The sequence below is a fragment of the Pseudomonas sp. KCJK8993 genome, assembly GCF_046230915.1.
GTDB classification, from domain to species: Bacteria; Pseudomonadota; Gammaproteobacteria; order Pseudomonadales; family Pseudomonadaceae; genus Aquipseudomonas; species Aquipseudomonas piscis.
Genome location: NZ_JBJJLO010000089.1, coordinates 1 through 20,486 on the forward strand (window position 1 = coordinate 1; position 20,486 = coordinate 20,486).

General features: G+C 63.7%; 16 protein-coding genes. 7 read left to right on the forward strand and 9 right to left on the reverse strand.

Translation table 11 applies throughout. The features are described from left to right. The first annotated feature begins 50 nt into the window (after nucleotides 1-50). The 7 genes from ACK6AU_RS23290 (at nucleotide 51) to ACK6AU_RS23320 (ending at nucleotide 9,926) form a co-directional block, all read left to right on the forward strand. A complete protein-coding gene (locus ACK6AU_RS23290) occupies nucleotides 51-1,211 on the forward strand; it encodes an efflux RND transporter periplasmic adaptor subunit (protein ID WP_409301661.1) in 1,161 nt (386 codons plus the stop codon). Further along, nucleotides 1,208-4,303 carry a multidrug efflux RND transporter permease subunit gene (locus tag ACK6AU_RS23295; protein ID WP_409301663.1) on the forward strand — a complete coding sequence of 1,032 codons (3,096 nt, stop codon included), beginning with the start codon at nucleotides 1,208-1,210 and terminating at the stop codon, nucleotides 4,301-4,303. Before ACK6AU_RS23290 ends, ACK6AU_RS23295 begins: the two co-directional genes overlap by 4 nt. 8 nt (nucleotides 4,304-4,311) lie before the next feature. Further along, entirely contained in the window at nucleotides 4,312-4,989 is a 678-nt protein-coding gene (locus tag ACK6AU_RS23300) for a heavy metal response regulator transcription factor (protein ID WP_185700293.1), read from the forward strand. After that, complete coding sequence (locus tag ACK6AU_RS23305) at nucleotides 4,979-6,343, forward strand: heavy metal sensor histidine kinase (RefSeq protein WP_409301666.1); 1,365 nt, start codon at nucleotides 4,979-4,981, stop codon at nucleotides 6,341-6,343. Before ACK6AU_RS23300 ends, ACK6AU_RS23305 begins: the two co-directional genes overlap by 11 nt. Before the next feature lie 175 nt (nucleotides 6,344-6,518). Next, on the forward strand, nucleotides 6,519-6,743 hold the full coding sequence (locus ACK6AU_RS23310; protein WP_022640787.1) for a hypothetical protein: 225 nt from the start codon (nucleotides 6,519-6,521) through the stop codon (nucleotides 6,741-6,743). Nucleotides 6,744-6,932: 189 nt separating this feature from the next. Next, nucleotides 6,933-8,264, forward strand: coding sequence for an OprD family porin (locus ACK6AU_RS23315; protein WP_185700295.1), 1,332 nt, complete (start codon nucleotides 6,933-6,935; stop codon nucleotides 8,262-8,264). Between the two features lie 138 nt (nucleotides 8,265-8,402). After that, nucleotides 8,403-9,926, forward strand: coding sequence for a sensor domain-containing diguanylate cyclase (locus ACK6AU_RS23320; protein WP_185700296.1), 1,524 nt, complete (start codon nucleotides 8,403-8,405; stop codon nucleotides 9,924-9,926). Between the two features lie 69 nt (nucleotides 9,927-9,995). Here the strand turns inward: ACK6AU_RS23320 and lpxC are convergent, their stop codons facing one another. The 9 genes from lpxC to murD form a co-directional block, all read right to left on the reverse strand. After that, nucleotides 9,996-10,907 (reverse strand): UDP-3-O-acyl-N-acetylglucosamine deacetylase, encoded by a 912-nt coding sequence (gene lpxC, locus ACK6AU_RS23325; RefSeq protein WP_011063304.1) that lies wholly within the window; start codon nucleotides 10,905-10,907, stop codon nucleotides 9,996-9,998. A gap of 112 nt (nucleotides 10,908-11,019) precedes the next feature. Beyond that, nucleotides 11,020-12,216: a cell division protein FtsZ gene (ftsZ, locus tag ACK6AU_RS23330; protein ID WP_022640798.1), complete on the reverse strand. Its 1,197-nt coding sequence runs from the start codon at nucleotides 12,214-12,216 to the stop codon at nucleotides 11,020-11,022. Between the two features lie 103 nt (nucleotides 12,217-12,319). After that, nucleotides 12,320-13,579 (reverse strand): cell division protein FtsA, encoded by a 1,260-nt coding sequence (gene ftsA / locus ACK6AU_RS23335; protein ID WP_053131918.1) that lies wholly within the window; start codon nucleotides 13,577-13,579, stop codon nucleotides 12,320-12,322. A 14-nt stretch (nucleotides 13,580-13,593) separates the two neighbouring features. After that, the gene (locus tag ACK6AU_RS23340; protein WP_016966667.1) at nucleotides 13,594-14,460 is read right to left on the reverse strand and encodes a cell division protein FtsQ/DivIB; all 867 of its coding nucleotides are present in this window, start codon (nucleotides 14,458-14,460) and stop codon (nucleotides 13,594-13,596) included. Nucleotides 14,461-14,464: 4 nt separating this feature from the next. Next, entirely contained in the window at nucleotides 14,465-15,421 is a 957-nt protein-coding gene (locus tag ACK6AU_RS23345) for a D-alanine--D-alanine ligase (RefSeq protein ID WP_185700297.1), read from the reverse strand. Continuing rightward, nucleotides 15,418-16,875 carry a UDP-N-acetylmuramate--L-alanine ligase gene (murC, locus tag ACK6AU_RS23350; RefSeq protein ID WP_185700298.1) on the reverse strand — a complete coding sequence of 486 codons (1,458 nt, stop codon included), beginning with the start codon at nucleotides 16,873-16,875 and terminating at the stop codon, nucleotides 15,418-15,420. Before murC ends, ACK6AU_RS23345 begins: the two co-directional genes overlap by 4 nt. Then, nucleotides 16,868-17,938 (reverse strand): undecaprenyldiphospho-muramoylpentapeptide beta-N-acetylglucosaminyltransferase, encoded by a 1,071-nt coding sequence (murG, locus tag ACK6AU_RS23355; protein ID WP_185700299.1) that lies wholly within the window; start codon nucleotides 17,936-17,938, stop codon nucleotides 16,868-16,870. The genes murC and murG overlap by 8 nt, the downstream gene beginning before the upstream one ends. Beyond that, nucleotides 17,928-19,145: a putative lipid II flippase FtsW gene (gene ftsW, locus ACK6AU_RS23360; protein WP_409301671.1), complete on the reverse strand. Its 1,218-nt coding sequence runs from the start codon at nucleotides 19,143-19,145 to the stop codon at nucleotides 17,928-17,930. Before ftsW ends, murG begins: the two co-directional genes overlap by 11 nt. Next, a complete protein-coding gene (gene murD / locus ACK6AU_RS23365) occupies nucleotides 19,142-20,485 on the reverse strand; it encodes a UDP-N-acetylmuramoyl-L-alanine--D-glutamate ligase (protein WP_409301673.1) in 1,344 nt (447 codons plus the stop codon). Before murD ends, ftsW begins: the two co-directional genes overlap by 4 nt. Nucleotide 20,486 lies beyond the last annotated feature (1 nt).

A 20,486-nucleotide genomic window follows, 5' to 3' on the forward strand; every position in this document is an offset into this window, starting at 1 on the left:
TCCCTTTCCCTTTCGGCGGCCCGCGCCAGAGGTTTAAAAGAGCCGCCTCCATGTCCATCGCCAAGAAAACCGCCGTCACCGCCGCCCTGCTCGTGGCCCTCGTCGCCATTGGGGCATGGTTCCTGTGCCGGCCGACGACCGCCAGATCGGCCGCCCCCACGGCGATTCCGGTACGGGTGGTGGAGGTGCTCCGCCAGGACCTGCCGCGCTACACCAGCGGCATCGGCACGGTGCTGTCGCTGCACAGCGTGGTCATCCGGCCCCAGGTGGATGGCATCCTCACCCGGTTGCTGGTCAAGGAGGGGCAACTGGTCAAGACCGGCGACCTGCTGGCCACCATCGACGACCGGGCGATCCGTGCCGCCCTGGACCAGGCCCGGGCCCAACTGGCGCAGAACCAGGCGCAGCTCCAGGTGGCCCAGGTCAACCTCAAGCGCTACAAGCTGCTGTCGGTGGATGACGGGGTTTCCAAGCAGACCTACGACCAGCAACTGGCCCTGGTCAACCAGCTCAACGCCACGATCCAGGGCAACCAGGCGGCCATCGATGCCGCCCTGGTACAGCTCTCCTACACCCAGATCCGCTCTCCAGTTACTGGGCGAGTGGGTATTCGTACCGTGGATGAAGGCAACGTCCTGCGCACGACCGACAGCCAGGGCCTGTTCTCGGTGACCCAGATCGATCCCATCGCCGTGGAGTTCTCCCTGCCCCAGCAGATGCTGCCCACCCTGCAAGGCCTGATCCAGGCCCAGGATCCAGCGGCGGTCAAGGCCTACCTGGGCGCCGACGGCGACCACCCCGGGGCGTTGCTGGGCAACGGCCACATGACCCTGATCGACAACCAGATCAACAGCGATACCGGCACCCTGCGCGCCAAGGCCGAGTTCGCCAATGCTCGCCAGGCGCTCTGGCCTGGGCAATTGGTGACGGTGCAGATCCAGACCGCCCTGGACCAGGGCGCGCTGACCGTACCGCCGACCGTGGTCCAGCGCGGCCTGGACCAGCGTTTCGTGTACCGGGTCAAGGGCGACAAGGTGGAAGCCGTGCCGGTGCAGGTGCTGTACCAGGACAGCGCCCTGAATATCATTTCCGGGGTCCAGGCCGGCGATGTGCTGGTCAGCGACGGCCAGTCGCGGCTCAAGCCCGGCGCACGGGTCCAGGTGGTGGGCGATCCGCCGCCAGTGGCCCAGGTCCAGGAACCCAAGCCATGAAGGGCCATGGCTCGATCTCCGCCTGGTGCATCGATCATCCGGTCGCCACCGTCCTGCTGACCTTTGCCCTGGTATTGCTGGGCCTGATCGCCTTCCCGCGGCTGCCGGTGGCGCCACTGCCGGAGGCCGAGTTCCCCACCATCCAGGTCTCGGCGGCCTTGCCCGGGGCCAGTCCGGACACCATGGCCTCCTCGGTGGCCACGCCCCTGGAAGTGCAATTCAGCGCCATCCCCGGCATGACCCAGATGACCTCCAGCAGCGCCCTGGGCACCAGCCTGCTGACCTTGCAATTCTCCCTGGACAAGAGCATCGACACCGCCGCCCAGGAAGTGCAGGCGGCGATCAACACCGCGGCCGGCAAGCTGCCCAAGGACATGCCCACGCTACCTACCTGGAAGAAGGTCAACCCGGCGGACAGCCCGGTGCTGATCCTCAGCATCAGCTCCACGCAGATGCCCGGGACCGAACTGAGCGACTACGCCGAGACCCTGCTGGCCCGGCAACTCAGCCAGATCGACGGGGTCGGCCAGATCAACATCACCGGTCAGCAACGCCCGGCCATCCGCGTCCAGGCCTCGGCGGACAAGCTGGCGGCCATCGGCCTGACCCTGGCCGACATCCGCCTGGCGATCCAGCAGACCAGCCTCAACCTGGCCAAGGGCGCACTGTACGGCGCCTCGAGCATCTCCACCCTGTCCACCAACGACCAGCTGTTCCATCCCGAGGAGTACGGCCAGTTGATCGTGTCGTACAAGAACGGCGCGCCAGTGCGCTTGCAGGACGTGGCCCGGGTGGTGGAGGGCCCGGAAGACGCCTATGTCCAGGCCTGGTCCGGCGACCAGCCCGGGGTCAACCTGGTGATCTCGCGCCAGCCGGGCGCCAACATCGTCGAGACCGTGGACCGGATCCAGGCCGCCCTGCCGGGCCTGGAGGCGATGCTGCCGGCCTCGGTGCAGGTCAAGGTGCTGGTGGACCGCACCCAGACCATCCGCGCTTCGCTGCATGAGGTGGAGATCACCCTGCTGATCGCGGTGCTGCTGGTGGTGGCGGTGATGGCGCTGTTCCTGCGCCAGTGGTCGGCGACCCTGATCGTCTCGGCGGTGCTGGGGGTATCCCTGACCGCCAGTTGCGCGCTGATGTACGTGATGGGCTTCAGCCTGAACAACCTGACCCTGGTAGCCATCGTCATCGCCGTGGGGTTCGTGGTGGACGATGCCATCGTGGTGGTGGAAAACATCCACCGGCACCTGGAAGCCGGCGATGGCATGCGCGAAGCGGCGATCAAGGGCGCCGGGGAAATCGGCTTCACCGTGGTGTCCATCAGCTTCTCCCTGGTGGCGGCGTTCATTCCGTTGCTGTTCATGGGCGGCGTGGTGGGTCGGCTGTTCAAGGAGTTCGCCCTGACCGCCACCTCGACCCTCATGATCTCGGTGGTGGTCTCGCTGACCCTGGCCCCGACCCTGGCGGCGCTGTTCATGCGCGCCCCAGTGCATCCGCCCCATCGCAAGCCGGGCTTCAGCGAGCGCCTGCTGGCCCTGTACGAGCGTGGCCTGCGCCGGGCCCTGGCGCACCAGAAATTGATGCTGGGCATCTTCGCCCTGACCCTGGGCATGGCCATCGCCGGCTACATCCTGATTCCCAAGGGCTTCTTCCCGGTGCAAGACACCGGCTTCGTCCTCGGCACCACCGAGGCCGCGGCGGACATTTCCTATCCGGACATGGTGAAGAAACACCAGGCCCTGGCCCAGATCGTCGCCGCCGACCCGGCGGTGCAGGCGTTTTCCCATTCGGTGGGGGTGTCCGGCAGCAACCAGACCATCGCCAACGGCCGCTTCTGGATCTCGCTGAAAAAACGCGGCGAGCGGGACGTCTCCGCCAGCGCCTTCATCGACCGCATCCGCCCGCAATTGATGAAGGTGCCGGGCATCACCCTCTACCTGCGGGCCGGCCAGGACATCAACCTCAGCTCGGGTCCCAGCCGCGCCCAGTACCAGTACGTGCTCAAGAGCAACGACGGTGCGACCCTGAGCACCTGGACCCAGCGCCTGACCGAGAAACTGCGCGGCAACCCGGCCTTTCGCGATATTTCCAACGACCTGCAACTGGGCGGCAGCATCACCCACATAGAGATCGACCGGATCGCTGCGGCACGCTTCGGCCTGACCGCCAGCGATGTCGACGAGGCGTTGTACGACGCCTTCGGCCAGCGCCAGATCAACGAATTCCAGACCCAGGTCAACCAGTACAACGTGATCCTGGAGCTCGATACCCAACAGCGCGGCAAAGCCGAGAGCCTCGACTACTTCTACCTGCGCTCGCCGCTGACCGGGCAGATGGTCCCGCTCTCGGCCCTGGCGCGCTTCGATGCACCCACCGTGGGACCGTTGTCGATCGCCCACGAGGGCATGTTCCCGGCGGCCAACCTGTCGTTCAACCTGGCTCCCGGCGTGGCCCTGGGCGATGCGGTGATCCTGCTGGACCAGGCCAAGCGCGAGATCGGCATGCCGGCAGCCATCAGCGGCAACTTCCAGGGTGCGGCCCAGGCGTTCCAGAGCTCCCTGGCCAGCCAGCCGTACCTGATCCTGGCGGCGCTGGTGGCGGTCTACATCATCCTCGGGGTGCTGTACGAGAGCTTCGTGCATCCTTTGACCATCATCTCCACCCTGCCCTCGGCGGGCCTGGGCGCCCTGCTGATGCTCTGGCTGTGTGGCCAGGACTTCTCGATCATGGCGCTGATCGGCCTGGTGCTGCTGATTGGCATCGTCAAGAAGAACGGCATCCTGATGATCGACTTCGCCCTGGAGGCCCAGCGCAATGGTGGCCTGCCTGCGCAGGAGGCGATCCACCAGGCCTGCGTCACGCGCTTGCGGCCGATCATCATGACCACCCTGGCCGCCCTGCTCGGCGCCCTGCCACTGATGCTCGGCTACGGCACCGGCGCCGAGTTGCGCCAGCCCCTGGGCATCGCCGTGGTCGGCGGCCTGCTGGTGAGCCAGGCGCTGACGCTGTTCACTACCCCGGTCATATACTTGTGGCTCGAGCGGCTGTTCCACCGGCCACGACCGGCCCTGGCGCCAGCAACCAATTCCTGAGGCGGGTCATGCGCGTCCTGATCATCGAAGACGAAGAAAAAACCGCGGACTACCTGCATCGCGGGCTGACCGAGCAAGGCTACACCGTGGACCTGGCCCGCGATGGCATCGAAGGCCTGCACCTGGCGCTGGAAAGCGATTACGCAGTGATAGTGCTCGACGTGATGCTGCCGGGTCTGGATGGCTTCGGCGTGCTGCGGGCCCTGCGCGCACGCAAGCAGACCCCGGTGATCATGCTCACCGCCCGCGAGCGGGTCGAGGACCGGATCAAGGGCCTGCGCGACGGCGCCGACGACTACCTGGGCAAGCCGTTCTCCTTCCTCGAACTGGTGGCCCGGCTGCAGGCCCTGACCCGACGCAGCGGCGGCCACGAGCCGGTGCAGATCAGCATCGCCGACCTGTGGATCGACCTGATCAGCCGCAAGGCCAGCCGCGCCGGCACCCGCCTGGACCTGACCGCCAAGGAGTTCTCGCTGCTCAGCGTGCTGGCCCGGCGCCAAGGCGAGATCCTCTCCAAGACCGCGATTGCCGAGATGGTCTGGGACATCAATTTCGACAGCGACGCCAACGTCGTGGAGGTGGCGATCAAGCGCCTGCGGGCCAAGCTCGACGGGCCTTTCGAACACAAGCTGCTGCATACCATCCGCGGCATGGGCTACGTGCTGGAGAACCGCAGTGCCGAGTAACTCCATCGCCCTGCGCCTGAGCGGGCTGTTCACCCTGGTGGCGCTGCTGATCTTCCTGCTGATCGGCGGGGCGCTCTATCAACAGGTGGACAAGGGCCTGGGCCTGTTGCCGGAGGCCGAGCTGGAAGCGCGCTACAGCGTGCTGGAGTCGGCCCTGACCCGCTATGGCAACCCGGAGCACTGGGGCAAGATCAGCGCCAAGCTCAAGCTGCTCAGCGAGGAAGACAAGCGCATCCGCTTCTGGGCCATCAGTGGCGACCCGGGCTGTGAGTACGGCAACCCCGATGCACGGATCCGCGCCTTCGCCCAGGGCCCGCTGGGCATGCGCGACTTGAGCCTGGACGAGCATCCCTATCCGTTGCGGGTGCTGGTCAGCCAGTTGCCAGCCAGGGAACAGCGCCCGCCCCTGCGCTTTTTGATCGCCATCGATACCGAGACCTTCCACCAGACCCAGCACCGCCTGTTGATGGCCCTGATCGGCCTGGCCATCGTCGGCGTGCTGCTGGCCTCGGCCCTGGGCTATTGGGTGGCGCGGATCGGCCTCAAGCCGCTGATCAAGCTGTCCCAGGAGGCCCAGCGCCTGGCCCCGCCACGACTCTCGGGGCGCCTGCAGTTGTCACCGCTGCCGCCGGAGCTGAGCCAGTTCGTCAACTCGTTCAACTCCACCCTGGAGCGGGTCGAGATGGCTTACTCGCGCCTGGAATCGTTCAACGCCGACGTGGCCCATGAGCTGCGCTCGCCGCTGACCAACCTGATCGGCCAGACCCAGGTGGCCCTGACCCGGGGACGCTCCGCGGAGCACTACTTCGAGGTGCTGCAATCCAACCTCGAAGAACTGGAACGGTTGCGCTCGATCGTCAACGACATGCTGTTCCTGGCCAGCGCCGACCAGGGCAGCAAGGCCACCAAGCTCACCAGCGCTTCCCTGGCCACCGAGGTGGCGACCACCCTGGACTACCTGGACTTCATCCTCGAAGACGCCCAGGTCAGGGTCGAGGTGGAAGGCGACGCCCAGGTCCGGATCGAGATCGCCCACCTGCGCCGGGCGCTGATCAACCTGCTGAGCAACGCCGTGCAGCACACCGCCGCCGGCGAAGTGATCCGGGTCCGGATCGAGGTTCAGGAACGGCACGTGGCGATCGCCGTCAGCAACCCGGGTCAGGGCATCGCCAGCGAGCACCTGCCACGCTTGTTCGAGCGTTTCTACCGGGTCGATGCCTCGCGCAGCAACAGCGGCGCCAACCATGGATTGGGCCTGGCCATCGTCAAGGCCATCGCCCTGATGCATGGCGGCGACGTCTTCGTGCGCAGCGATCGGGGCATCAACACCTTCGGTCTCTACCTGCCCCGCTGAAACCACCGCGACCCCTGACCTGGGACAAGAGGCGGCAAAATCCTGCAACCATCACGCTCTTGACTGTTGTTTTTTTGGTAACAGTCCTTATCCTGTTCGGCTCTTTTTCCAGCCTCATCGTGGTTATATTTTTGTCGTACCGAATTGAACTTGCACTGCAAGAAGGTCTTCAGAAATGTCCAACAGCATGGGTATTGCCAGCGCGTTCGTCTTGTCTTCCCTGTTCGTGGCGCCTGCCGCCATGGCCGAAGAATCCCAGGCTTTCGTCGCACGCAATGCCGCACGCGCCGCCGCGTTCGAACAAGCACAGATCGCCCAGGCGGCCCAGCAGCAGAACAGTCAGCAAGCCCAGAAGATCACTGCCGAGCACAGCAAGGCTGATGCCCGAAAGGACAGTTGATCGCGCCACCGACTCGTTTCCCTCGATAACTTCTCTGCGCTCTACACCGGAGTAAGTTGTCTTAAAGCCGCTGAATCCAGCGGCTTTTTTTTGTCGTGGAGAAACCCGCGGCATGTTCGTCATCTACAGAACAAGAACACACCGAATTCAAAATAAAAAATCATCTTCACCCACCAAAGGAGCAATACGTTGTTTAGGACTTCACTGAAGGTCAGCCCGCTATTCATTGCAATCGCTGCAACTATCCCAAGCCTTGGACTAGCCGCCGAGGACAGCGCGACCGAAGGTTTCGTCGCCGGTTCGAGCCTCAAGCTCAACGCTCGCAACTACTACATGCACCGCAACCGCCAGCAGCACAACGATGACAACATCGAGTGGGGCCAGGGCTTGCTGGGGGTTTTCCAGTCCGGTTATACCGAAGGCACCGTCGGTTTCGGCGTGGATGCCAATGCCATGCTCGGCCTCAAGCTCGATGGCGGTGGCGGCACCGATGGCTCGAGCATCCTGCCGATCAGCCGTAGCGGCAAGGACGGCGGCAAAGCCCCGGGCTCCTTCTCCACCGCTGGCGCGACCCTGAAGATGCGCGCCTTCGACACCGAACTGAAAGCCGGTGACCTGTTCCTCAACAACCCGGTGATCGCCGGCGGCATGAGCCGCATGCTGCCGCAGACCTTCCGTGGCGTGAGCCTGACCAACCACAGCTTCGACGGCTGGTTGATCGAAGGCGGCCAGGCCAGCTTCACCAAGCTCTACAACCAGAGCGGCCACAAGCGCATCGGTACCGCCTACGGCACCTTGCCCAGCCATGATGAAAGCCGCCACCTGAACTGGGCCGGGGTGGCCTGGAGCGGCGTACCGGGGCTGACCAGCAGCCTCTATGCTTCCGAGCTCAAGGACATCTGGAACCAGTACTACTACGACCTGGACTACACCTACGCAGTCAACGACCTGGTCAGCCTCAACCCGGGCCTGCACTACTACCACACCCAGGACACCGGCAAGGCGCTGCTGGGCAACATCGACAACAACACCTACAGCCTGCACTTCACCGTCGGCGTAGGCAGCCACAGCGTCACCGCCGCCTACCAGCGGGTCAACGGCAATACACCGTTCGACTACATCACCCAGGGTGACAGCATCTATCTGGACAACTCCCAGCAGTACTCGGACTTCAACGGCCCCAACGAGCGCTCGTGGAAGCTCAAGTACGCCTATGACTTCGCCGGCATCGGCCTGCCCGGCCTGACCTCGGCGCTGTCCTATTCGCGCGGCGAACTGGACCTGACCAAGGTCAACCCGGACAGCCCTGGTTATGCCAACTGGTACAGCGCCGATGGCAAGCATGCCAAGCACTGGGAACGTGACCTGGATCTCAAGTATGTGGTGCAGGGCGGCAAGGCCAAGGACCTGGCGGTACGCCTGCAATGGGCAACCAACCGGGGTGGCAATGGTTACCGCGTCGTGGATAACGACACCGACGAATATCGTGTGATCGTCGACTACCCGATCAATGTCTTCTAAGACGCTATAAATGGAAGGCCAGCAGGTTTTGCTGGCCTTTTGTTCAGGCGGGATTTATATAGCGCGCAGACGTGACCGATTTCTGTAGCCCACGTCCACACTAGACTTAAACCCGTCGACGTAGCAGAAATCAAAATCATGAGCGTGAGTCGTGCGACACCCCGCACAGGGAAGATCGCGTCAAATCCTGAACGTCTGCTGGTCCTGATCAGTTCACTGATCGTCGTGGCCATTCTCAGTATCGTCACCTACCTGTTGATCCGTGAACACCGTACTGCCGAACAGGCCGCCATCCGTTCCGCCAACAATATCGTGCAACTGATCGACGCCGACGTATTGCGCAACGTCGAACTTTACGACCTGTCCCTCAAGGGACTGATCAGTGCAGCGCAACGCAACGACCTGAAGAACGTTTCGGCGCCTATCCGTCATCTGGCGCTGTTCGACCGAGCCACCGCCGCGCCGTACAAGGGCGATATCCTGTTGCTGGACAAACACGGCGATGTGCTTGCCGACTCGGCTTCGGTCGTGCCTCGCAGGGGCAATTTCGCCGATCGCGAATACTTTCGCCCACATATCGACAACCCGGACCCGAGGATGATGATCAGCCCTCCGTTCCGCGCCCGCACCGCCGAGCATGACTGGCGGATCAGCTTCAGTCGTCGACTGAGCAACGAGAATGGCGAGTTCATCGGTGTAGCCGAAGCGGCCATGCGCCTGAGCTACTTCAATGAACTGTTCAAGAATCTGGACATCGGCCGCAACGGCACGATCAACCTGATCAGCCGCGATGGCTTTCTGCTCGCCCAGCAACCACCCCTGGCCGACGACCTGATCGGCAAGAGTTTCAGCAATCGCCCCAACTTCGTACGCATCCTCCACGAAGGCAATGGCAGCTTCAGCGGGGTGTCCAGCGTGGATCAGACGCACCGGCTGTATACCTTTTCCCAGGTGGGCGACCTGCCGCTGATCGTGATTGTCGCGTTGTCCATCGATGAGGTCTTCAGCTCCTGGCGCCGCACCGCGCTGCTGGTCAGCGGCGCCACCGGAGCCCTGTGCATCGCTCTGCTATGGCTGACCCTGTTGCTGTGCCGCGAGCTACGACGCCGGCATAACGCCGAACAGGAACTGGCACGCCTCGCCGCCGTGGACGAACTGACTGGCCTGGCCAATCGCCGAAGCCTGGACCTGGCCCTGAAAAACGAATGGGCCAGGGCCCAGCGCTCGCTCCAGCCGCTGTCGCTGTTGATGATCGATATCGATCACTTCAAGTCCTTCAACGACCGTTTCGGCCATCCCCTGGGGGATCAGGCCTTGCGCCTGGTGGCGCAGAACATCGCCGCTTGCGTGGGTCGCCCGACAGACCTGGCGGCGCGTTATGGCGGCGAGGAGTTCGCGGTGATCCTGCCCGGCACCGATACGGCCGGCGCTTCGCTGCTGGCCGAGAAGATCCGCGCCAGCATCGAGGCACTGCCGGCCGTTGCCGAGCATGCCGCTTGCCTGACCGTCAGCATCGGTATCAACACCTGGTCGGGCAACCCCGGTATTCACCAGGAAGACTGGGTAGGCAACGCCGACAAGGCCCTCTACCAGGCCAAGTCCAGCGGCCGCAATCGCGTGGTTTCCAACATGTCCCAAGGCCACTCCAGGCGCAACGCCTGAAATATCGCGGACATAAAAAAAGGCCATCCGGGGGGATGGCCTTCAAAATAAAAGGAAAGAGAGTATTACTTACACGGCCGCGACTGGACGCATGTAAGAGATCGGTGCAGTGCTGGCATCTTCGAAGGTCACCACTTCCCAAGCATCCTTCTGCTCAATCAACTTGCGCAGGAGTTGGTTGTTCAGGGCGTGGCCCGACTTGAAGCCTTTGAACTCACCTATCAGGCTGTTGCCCAGCAGGTAGAGGTCACCAATTGCATCCAGGATCTTGTGCTTGACGAATTCGTCTTCGTAACGAAGACCGTCTTCATTCAGTACGCCATCCGAATCGACCACAATGGCGTTTTCCACGCTACCGCCGAGTGCGAGGTTGTGCTTGCGCAGGTACTCGATGTCACTCATGAAACCAAAGGTACGGGCGCGACTGACTTCTTTTACGAACGAAGTACTGGAGAAGTCCACGCTTGCACTCTGGGTGCGGTCACGGAAAACCGGGTGATCGAAATCGATCTCGAAGCTCACTTTAAAACCATCGAAAGGCACGAAAGTGGCGCGCTTGTCGCCGTCTTCCACTGTCACTTCACGAAGGATGCGGATGAACTTTTTAGCTGCGTCCTGTTCTTCGAGGCCAGCAGATTGAATCAGGAATACGAAGGGTCCGGCGCTACCGTCCATGATCGGGACTTCGGACGCGGAGAGCTCGACGTAGGCGTTATCGATGCCCAGGCCAGCCATGGCCGAGAGCAAGTGCTCCACCGTGTCCACTTTGACGTCACCATTGACCAGAGTGGTCGACATGGTGGTCTCGCCAACGTTTTCCGCGCGAGCAGGAATCTGCACCACAGGGTCCAGGTCGGCACGACAAAACACAATGCCGGTGTCGACAGGCGCAGGCTTGAGGGTCAGGTATACCTTCTCCCCGGAATGCAGGCCTACACCTGTGGCACGGATAATATTCTTCAGGGTGCGTTGTTTAATCATGGCTTGGGCCGCTTCAGCGCAAATTGCGAACTGGTATCAACAAAGGCTGGCGATAATAGCAGACCACGCCTTTGCTGAACACCAATCACCCTAATACCCCTGATGCACTCCATCAATCGGCCTGACGACGCAGGAATGCCGGGATGTCCAGGTAGTCCAGATCATCTTGCGGATTCAACTTCGCTGCGGTCGCCGCGTTCGATTGCGCCTGATTACGCATGACGGTCGGACGATCCAGGTCGCGGTAGTTCACCGACGGCAGCTCCTGGCGAGCAGGGGCTGGCGCTTGCGACTGCGCGGACGACATGGAGGTCTGAACGGTGTTGTCGATGACCTTCACCGGCTTCTCGATCTTCGCGCCCAGGCCGGTGGCCACCACGGTCACGTGCAACTCGTCACGCATGTCCGGATCGATAACGGTACCGACCTTGACCATGGCGTGCTCGGAAGCGAAGGCCTCGATGATGCTACCCACGTCGGAGTACTCGCCCAGGGACAAGTCGGGACCGGCGGTGATGTTCACCAGGATGCCGCGAGCGCCTTCCAGGTTGACGTCCTCGAGCAGCGGGTTGCGGATCGCCGCCTCGGTGGCTTCACGTGCACGGTTAGGACCGCTGGCGCAGCCGGTACCCATCATCGCCATGCCCATTTCGCTCATCACGGTACGAACGTCGGCGAAGTCGACGTTGATCATGCCCGGACGCTTGATGATGTCGGAGATACCGCGAACGGCACCGGCCAGCACGTCGTCGGCCTTGGCGAAGGCGGACAGCAGGCTGGCATCCTTGCCCAGGATGGTCAGCAGCTTCTCGTTGGGGATGGTGATCAACGAGTCGACGCTTTCGCTCAGTGCGCGGATGCCTTCATCGGCGATCTGCATGCGCTTGCGGCCTTCGAACGGGAACGGACGAGTGACCACCGCGACGGTGAGGATGCCCATTTCCTTGGCCACTTCGGCGATGATCGGCGCCGCACCGGTACCGGTACCGCCGCCCATGCCAGTGGTGATGAACACCATGTTGGTGCCCGCCAGTACTTCGGCGATACGCTCGCGGTCCTCCAGGGCAGCCTGACGGCCGACTTCCGGATTGGCACCCGCGCCCAGGCCCTTGGTCACACCGGTACCCAGTTGCAGGATGGTCCGCGCGCCGATGTTCTTCAGCGCCTGAGCATCGGTGTTGGCGCAGATGAACTCGACGCCTTCGATGTTGCTCTTGACCATGTGATTGACCGCGTTGCCGCCGCCACCGCCCACGCCGATAACCTTGATTACCGGACTTTGCGGGATGTTGTCTACGAGTTCGAACATTTTCCCTCTCCTTTCATTCTCTAATTTTTCGCCTACTGCCTACTGCTTTGTTGCCTGCTGCTTTACTGCCTACCGCTTGAAACCTGCTGCTTGGAGCCGTGTATCAGAAGTTGCCCTGGACCCAGCTCTTGATGCGATCGAGCAAGGCGGCCTTGGGCTCGTCGCTGCTGTAGCTGTCGCGGTTGCCGATACCGGAGAACTGGATACCGTCGGACTGCTTCTGCAATCCGTACTGCAACAGGCCGACACCGGTGGAATAGATCGGGTTGCGCACGACGTCGGTCAGGCCCTTGACACTGTGGGGCACGCCCAGGCGCACCGGCATGTGGAAAATCTCCTCGGCCAGCTCCACCGCGCCTTCCATCTTCGAGGTGCCGCCGGTGAGCACGATGCCCGCCGGGATCAGGTCCTCGTAGCCGCTGCGACGCAGCTCGGCCTGGATCAGGGTGAACAGCTCGTCGTAGCGCGGCTCGACCACCTCGGCCAGGGCCTGGCGCGACAGTTCGCGCGGCGGACGGTCGCCGACGCTCGGCACCTTGATGGTTTCGCCGGCACCGGCCAGCTTGGCCAGGGCGCAGGCGTAGCGGATCTTGATCTCTTCGGCGTACTGGGTCGGAGTCCGCAGGGCCATGGCGATGTCGTTGGTCACCTGGTCGCCGGCGATCGGGATCACCGCGGTGTGGCGAATCGCGCCTTCGGTGAAGATCGCCATGTCGGTGGTACCGCCGCCGATATCCACCAGGCAGACGCCCAGCTCCTTCTCGTCGTCGGTGAGCACCGCATAGGCCGAGGCCAGTTGCTCGAGGATGATGTCGTCGATTTCCAGGCCGCAGCGACGTACGCACTTCTCGATGTTCTGCGCCGCGTTGACCGCGCAGGTCACCACGTGGACCTTAGCTTCCAGGCGCACGCCGGACATGCCCAGGGGCTCGCGCACGCCTTCCTGGTTATCGATCACGTAGTCCTGCGGCAGGGTGTGCAGGACCCGCTGGTCCGCCGGGATCGCTACCGCCTGGGCCGCGTCCAGGACCCGTTCCAGGTCCGCCGAGCTGACCTCGCGGTCGCGGATCGCCACGATGCCGTGGGAGTTGAGGCTGCGGATGTGATTGCCCGCCACGCCGACGAACGCCGAGTGGATGCGGCAGCCCGCCATCAGTTGCGCCTCTTCCACTGCCCGCTGGATCGACTGCACGGTGGACTCGATGTTCACCACCACGCCCTTCTTCAGGCCGCGGGACGGATGGGTACCGATACCGACGATTTCCAGCGAGCCATCGGCCGCGACTTCGCCCACCAGCGCCACCACCTTGGAGGTGCCGATATCCAGGCCGACGATCATTTTGCCGCTTTGCACATTTGCCATGGTCCTGCCTCTTCTTAATTCTTCGCGACGGCGGGCTGCGCCGTCGTGGGTGCCGCCGGATCGCGCCAGCCGACGGCCAGGCCGTTGGCGTAGCGCAGATCGATGCGCGCGATGTTCGTGATCTGTTCTTTCAGCGTTTTTTCATAAATGGCAATGAAGCGGCGCATCTTCTCCACCAGATGATCGCGACCCAGCAGCAACTCGATTCCCGGCCCGGCACTGCCGGCACCGGTGGTCAGGAACCAGCTGCCACGCTCGCGCAGTTCCAGACGGGCAATCGAGAAGCCCAGCGGCCGCAGCATCTGGCTCAACACCTGATACTGCTGCATCACTTGCTGCTGGGCCCGCTGCGGCCCGAACAACTGCGGCAAGTGTTCATAGTTCGCCAGTTCACGCGGGGTGAAGGCCTGGCCCTGGTTGTTCAACAGCGCCTCGTCGCCCCAGCGGGCCACGGGCAATTGTTCTTCCAGGCGAATCACCACCTGATCCGGCCACACCCGGCGTACCTCGGCATGGGCGATCCAGGGCATCTGCTCCAGCTCGGTGCGCATGCTCGCCAGGTCGATGGTGAAGAAGCTCGCCGCGACGTAAGGCGCGATTCGCTGCTGCACCGCCTGCTGGCTGATGTAGCTCAAGTCCCCCTGCACCGCGATCTTGGTGATCGGCCGGTCGGCATAGGGCAGAAGGCGCTGGGCGCCCTCGTAGGTGCCGAACCCCAATGCCACCAGCAACACGGGCCAGAACAGGCTTTTCAGGAAGCCGAAATTGGCTTTCGGCAGGCGCACCGACATCGGCTCTTTGGCCACCATTCGGCTGGCACCCCGCGGCACCGGCTTGCGGCCGGGTGCGGGTTGCTGATGACGAAGCGATGCGCCTTGCATGGACTTAACCTCGCGCCTCAAGACTGGCTGCCAGGATGGCCAACACCAGTTGCTGGAAATCCAGACCGGCCGCACGAGCGGCCATCGGCACCAGACTGTGGTCGGTCATGCCTGGAGCGGTGTTCACTTCCAGGAACCAGAACTGCCCCTGGGCATCCTGCATCACATCGGCACGCGCCCAACCGGCGATACCGAGCGCCTCACAGGCCTTGGCCGTGAGATCCATGAGTTCCTGCTCCTTGTCGCTATCGAGGCCGCACGGGATCCGGTACTGGGTATCGGAAGCCAGGTACTTGGCGTCATAGTCGTAGAACGTGTGGGGAGTGCCCAGGGCGATAGGTGGCAACACCTGGCCGCGCAGGGTCGCGATGGTGAACTCGGGACCCTGGATCCATTGCTCGACCAGCACTTGCGAATCATAGGTACTGGCCGCCTTCCATGCCTCGATCAACTCGGAGCTGGTGGTCACCTTGGCCATACCGATACTGGAACCTTCATGGGCCGGTTTGACGATCAAAGGCATGCCCAGTTCCGCCGCCGCGCAAATACAGTCGCTTTCAGAGCTCAGTACCGCATGGCGTGGCGTCGGAATGCCCAGGCTGTGCCAGACCTGCTTGGTCCGCAGCTTGTCCATGGCCAGCGCCGAGGCGAGGATGCCGCTGCCGGTATAGGGAATCCCCAGGCACTCCAGCAGGCCCTGCATGCTGCCGTCCTCGCCGCCACGGCCGTGGAGGATGATGAAGGCGCGATCGATCTTCTCGTTCAGCAGGCGCTGCAAAAGGTCGTCGCCGACGTCAATGCCGAAGGCATCCACGCCGCCGCTCTGCAGGGCTTCGAGTACGGCCTTGCCAGACTTCAGCGACACTTCGCGCTCGGCGCTCTTGCCGCCATACAGCACGGCCACGCGACCGAAGTCGGCCGGGGGCACGGTGGAGAACAGCTTGGCGTAGGCAGCGGTCATTTCGGCGCTCCCTTGCCTGCGGCCACGGCTCCGGCGAACAGTGGACTGTTGAGCAGCTTGGGCGCCAGGCCGCCGATGTCGCCGGCCCCCTGGCACAACAGGATGTCGCCGGCACGCAGCAGCGGCTTGACCAGCGGCGCCAGGTCGACGCCGCGCTCGATATAGATCGGGTCCAATTGGCCGCGCTGGCGGATGCTGTGGCACAGCTGGCGGCTGTCGGCTCCGGGAATCGGCTCTTCACCGGCCGGATAGACTTCCATCAGCAGCAATACGTTGGCATCGGTCAGCACCTGTACGAAATCGTCGTACAGGTCGCGGGTGCGGCTGTAGCGATGCGGCTGGTAGACCATCACCAGGCGGCGCTCCGGCCAGCCACCACGCACGGCCTTGATCACCGCGGCGACCTCGGTCGGGTGGTGCCCGTAGTCGTCCACCAGCATCACGTTGCCACCTTCCACCGGCAGTTCGCCGTAGACCTGGAAACGCCGGCCCACGCCCTGGAAGCCCGACAGGCCCTGGACGATGGCTTCGTCGCTGATGCCTTCGTCGGTGGCGATCGCGATCGTCGCCAGCGAGTTGAGCACGTTATGGTTGCCCGGCATGTTCACCGACACATCCAGTGGCTCGCGGTCGCGACGCAGCACGGTGAAGAAGGTCTGCATGCCCTGCTGGCGAACATTGATCGCGCGTACGTCGGCTTCTTCGTTGAAACCGTAGGTCACGGTCGGCCGCTTGACCTGCGGCAGGATCTCGCGCACCACCGGATCGTCCAGGCACATCACCGCCAGCCCGTAGAACGGCAGGTTGTGCAGGAAGTCGACGAAGGTCTTCTTCAGCTTGTTGAAGTCACCGTCATAGGTCGCCATGTGGTCGGCGTCGATGTTGGTCACCACGGCCACCAGCGGTTGCAGGTGCAGGAAGCTGGCGTCGCTTTCATCGGCTTCGGCGATCAGGTAGCGGCTGGTGCCCAGCTGCGCATTGGTGCCCGCGGCATTGAGCCGGCCACCGATGACGAAGGTCGGGTCCAGGCCGCCAGCGGCGAATACCGAGGCCAGCAGGCTGGTGGTGGTGGTCTTGCCATGGGTACCGGCCACGGCCACGCCGTGGCGATAGCGCATCAGCTCGGCGAGCATTTCCGCGCGCGGTACCACCGGCACGCGCCGCTCCAGGGCGGTAGCGACTTCCGGGTTGGAGGTGTTCACGGCGCTGGACACCACCAGCACGTCGGCATGGGCGGCGTTCTCGGCCCGGTGACCGATGAAGATCTGCGCCCCGAAGGACTCCAGGCGCTCGGTAACCGCCGATGCCTTGAGGTCGGAACCGGATACCTGGTACCCCAGGTTCAGCAGCACCTCGGCGATCCCGCACATGCCCACGCCGCCGATACCGACGAAGTGGATGCGGCGGATGCGGCGCATTTCCGGTTGCGGCATGGCTTTCTGGCTCTCAACCATGGGCCACCTCCAGGCAGATATTCACCACGTCCTGGGTGGCTTCGGGTTTGGCCAGGCGGCGTGCGGCACGGGCCATGTTGTCGAGTCGTTCTGGTTGCATCAAAACCTCTGTCAGGCGCGCGGCAAGGTCCGCTGCACCAGTCGTTCTTTGCGGCATCAGGAAGGCGGCGCCTTCACGAGCCAAATATTCGGCGTTGCGAGTCTGGTGGTCGTCGATCGCATGGGGCAAAGGCACCAGCATCGAGGGCAGACCGGCGGCAGCCAGTTCGCTGACGGTCAACGCACCTGCGCGACAGACCACCAGGTCGGCCCAGCCATAGGCTTGGGCCATGTCTTTGATAAAGGGCTGCACCTGCGCCTCGACGCCAGCGGCGCGATAACGCTCTGCAGTGACCTCATCGTGATTTTTGCCGGCCTGGTGGAACACCTCCGGGCGCAGCTCGGGGGCGACCTGTGCCAGGGCTTGCGGCAGCAGCTTGTTCAACGGCTCTGCGCCCAGGCTTCCACCCAGGATCAGCAAACGTGCCTTGCGTCCGGCCAGGGCCTGGCGCGGTGCTTCGAGGAACAGCTCGGTACGTACCGGATTGCCCGTGGTGCGGCGGCTACCGGAGGCCCCGAAGGTGTCCGGGAAAGCTTCGCAGACTCGGGCGGCCAACGGCACCAGCAGCCGATTGGCGGTACCGGCGACTGCGTTCTGCTCATGAACGATGACCGGAACCGAGGACAATTTGGCGGCAACTCCGCCAGGTCCAGTCACATAACCACCAAAACCCAGCACGCAGACCGGCTTGAGCTGGCGCATGATCCGCCGCGCCTGGAGCACGGCCTTGAGCAGCACGAAAGGCGCCTTGAGCAACGACAGCTTGCTCTTGCCACGCAACCCGGTGACGTTGATCAAATGCAGCGGCAAGCCCGCTGCCGGTACCAGGTCGTTCTCGATTCCCCGCGGGGTGCCCAGCCAGTGCACGGTATAGCCCCGCGCCTGGAACTCCCGGGCACACGCCAGCGCCGGGAACACGTGGCCACCGGTGCCGCCGGCCATGATCAGCACGTTAGCGCCCATGGATCGGCTCCTCGGCAAAATCACTTTCTTTGAACTCCATCTCTTCGCTGCCCAGGTGGGTCCTGCTCTCCCATTCGATACGCAGCAACAAGCCCAGGCAGGCACAGCAGATCACCAGGGAACTGCCGCCATAACTGAGAAACGGCAAGGTCAGGCCCTTGGTTGGCAAAAGGCCGACGTTCACCCCGATGTTGATCAGGAACTGGCCGATCCACAGGAACGAAAGGCCATAGGCGACATAGGCGGCAAAGAACTGCCGGGCCTTCTCGGCCCACAGGCCGATGTACATGCCACGAATGCAAACGAAGACGAACAGCGCCACAGTGCACAGCGAGCCCACCGCCCCCAGTTCCTCGGCCAGTACCGAGAACACGAAGTCGGTGTGGGCTTCGGGCAGGTAGAACTGCTTCTGCACGCTGTTGCCCAGGCCAACGCCCAGCCACTCACCGCGGCCGAAGGCGATCAGTGCCTGGGACAGCTGGTAACCGGCGCCGAACTGGTCGGCCCACGGGTCGGCGAAGTTGGTCAGGCGCGCCATCCGGTAGGGCTGCATCTGGATCAGCAACACCACCGCCGCCACCGCCAGGACCACCATCAGGGAGAAACGGAACAGCCCTACGCCCCCCAGGAACAGCATCGCCGCCGCCGCGCCCATCATGACGACCGTGGCGCCGAAGTCCGGCTCCATCAACAGCAGGCCGGCCATGGGCAACAACACGATGAACGGCTTGAAGAAACCCATCCAGCTTTCGCGTACTTCCTTCTGCCGCCGCACCAGGTAGCCGGCGAGATAGATCACCACGAACACCTTGGCGATCTCGGAAGGCTGGACGTTGAAGAAGCTGAAGCCGATCCAGCGCATCGAACCGTTCACCTCGCGACCGATGCCGGGGACGATCACCATCACTAGCAGGCCGAAGGCGCCGATCAGCATCATCCAGCCCAGGCGCTGCCAGGTGGCGATCGGGATCATCATGGTGACGATGCACGCGCCCAGGCCCAGCAGGATGTAGATCAGGTGCCGGATCATGTAGTACAGCGCGCTGCCGGACTGGGCCGCGGCCACTTCGGTAGATGCCGAGGCGATCATGATCAGCCCGAGGCCGAGCAGCGTCAGGCAGCCGGCGAGCATCGGGAAGTCGAGGTCGACGCCGCGTCCGGTGATGATCGGCGATGGATAAGGCTTGATGATGTTCCTCAGGTTCATGCCAGCTCCTCCACGATGCGGACGAACTGGTGACCACGGTCTTCGTAGTTCTTGAACATGTCGAAACTGGCGCAGGCAGGCGACAACAGCACCACATCGCCCGCTTGGGCAACGGCCCGGCACTGGGCCACCGCGTCAGGCAGCGAAGCGGCGCGGATCAGCGGCACACCATCGCCAATGGCCTGGCCGATCTGCTCGGAGTCCCGGCCCATCAGGACCACGGCACGGCAGTTGGCCGCCACTGGACCACGCAGGTCCTTGAAGTCGGCACCCTTGCCGTCGCCACCGGCGATCAGCACGATCTTGCCGGAGATGTCCGCGCCCAGGCCTTCGATGGCGGCCAGGGCGGCACCCACGTTGGTGGCCTTGGAGTCGTTGTAGTAACCGACGTCATCCAGGTCACGGACCCACTGGCAACGGTGCTCCAGCCCGGCGAAATTGCGCAGCGCCGCGAGCATGGCGTCGAACGGCAGGCCCACCGCATGCCCCAGGGCCAGGGCCGCCAGGGCGTTGGACTGGTTATGGGCACCGCGAATCTTCAGTTCGCGCACCGGCATCAGGTTCTGGAACTCGAAAGCCAGGTACTTCTCGCCATTCTCCTCACGCAGGCCGAAGGCCTTGAAGTCCGGCGCCCCCAGGCCAAAGCTCCAGCACGGCAGCCCCTCACCCACCAGCGGTCGGGTCAGGGCGTCCTGGCGGTTGAACACCACTTGCCGGGCACCGCGGAAAATCCGGTGCTTGGCCAGGTGGTAGGCCGGCAGGCCGCTGTAGCGGTCCATATGGTCTTCGCTGATGTTCAACACGGTGGCCACTTCGGCACCGAGCTGGTCGGTGGTTTCCAGCTGGAAGCTGGACAACTCCAGGACGTAGAGTTCGACATCATCGCCGAGCAGGTCCAGTGCCGGGGTCCCGAGGTTACCGCCCACGGCGACGCGCTTGCCGGCAGCGGCAGCCATCTCGCCCACCAGAGTGGTCACGGTGCTCTTGGCATTGGAGCCGCTGATGGCGACGATCGGCGCCTTCGCGTTACGCGCGAACAGCTCGATGTCACCGGACAATTTCACCCCACGGGCGGCGGCCTGCAGGGCCGGAGTCGCCAGGGCCAGGCCGGGACTCACGTAGAGCTCGTCGGCACGGCACAGGAAGTCGACGTCCAGCTCGCCACAACGCACTTCCACCTGTGGATAGTCACGGCGCAGCGTGGCCAGCTCCGGCGGATTTTCCCGCGTATCGGCCACCGCAAAAGCAACGCCCCGGCTCGCCAGGAAGCGAACCAGGGACATGCCGCTCTTGCCGAGGCCGACAACGATGCGGAAGTGGTCGGAAGCGATCAGGGACACT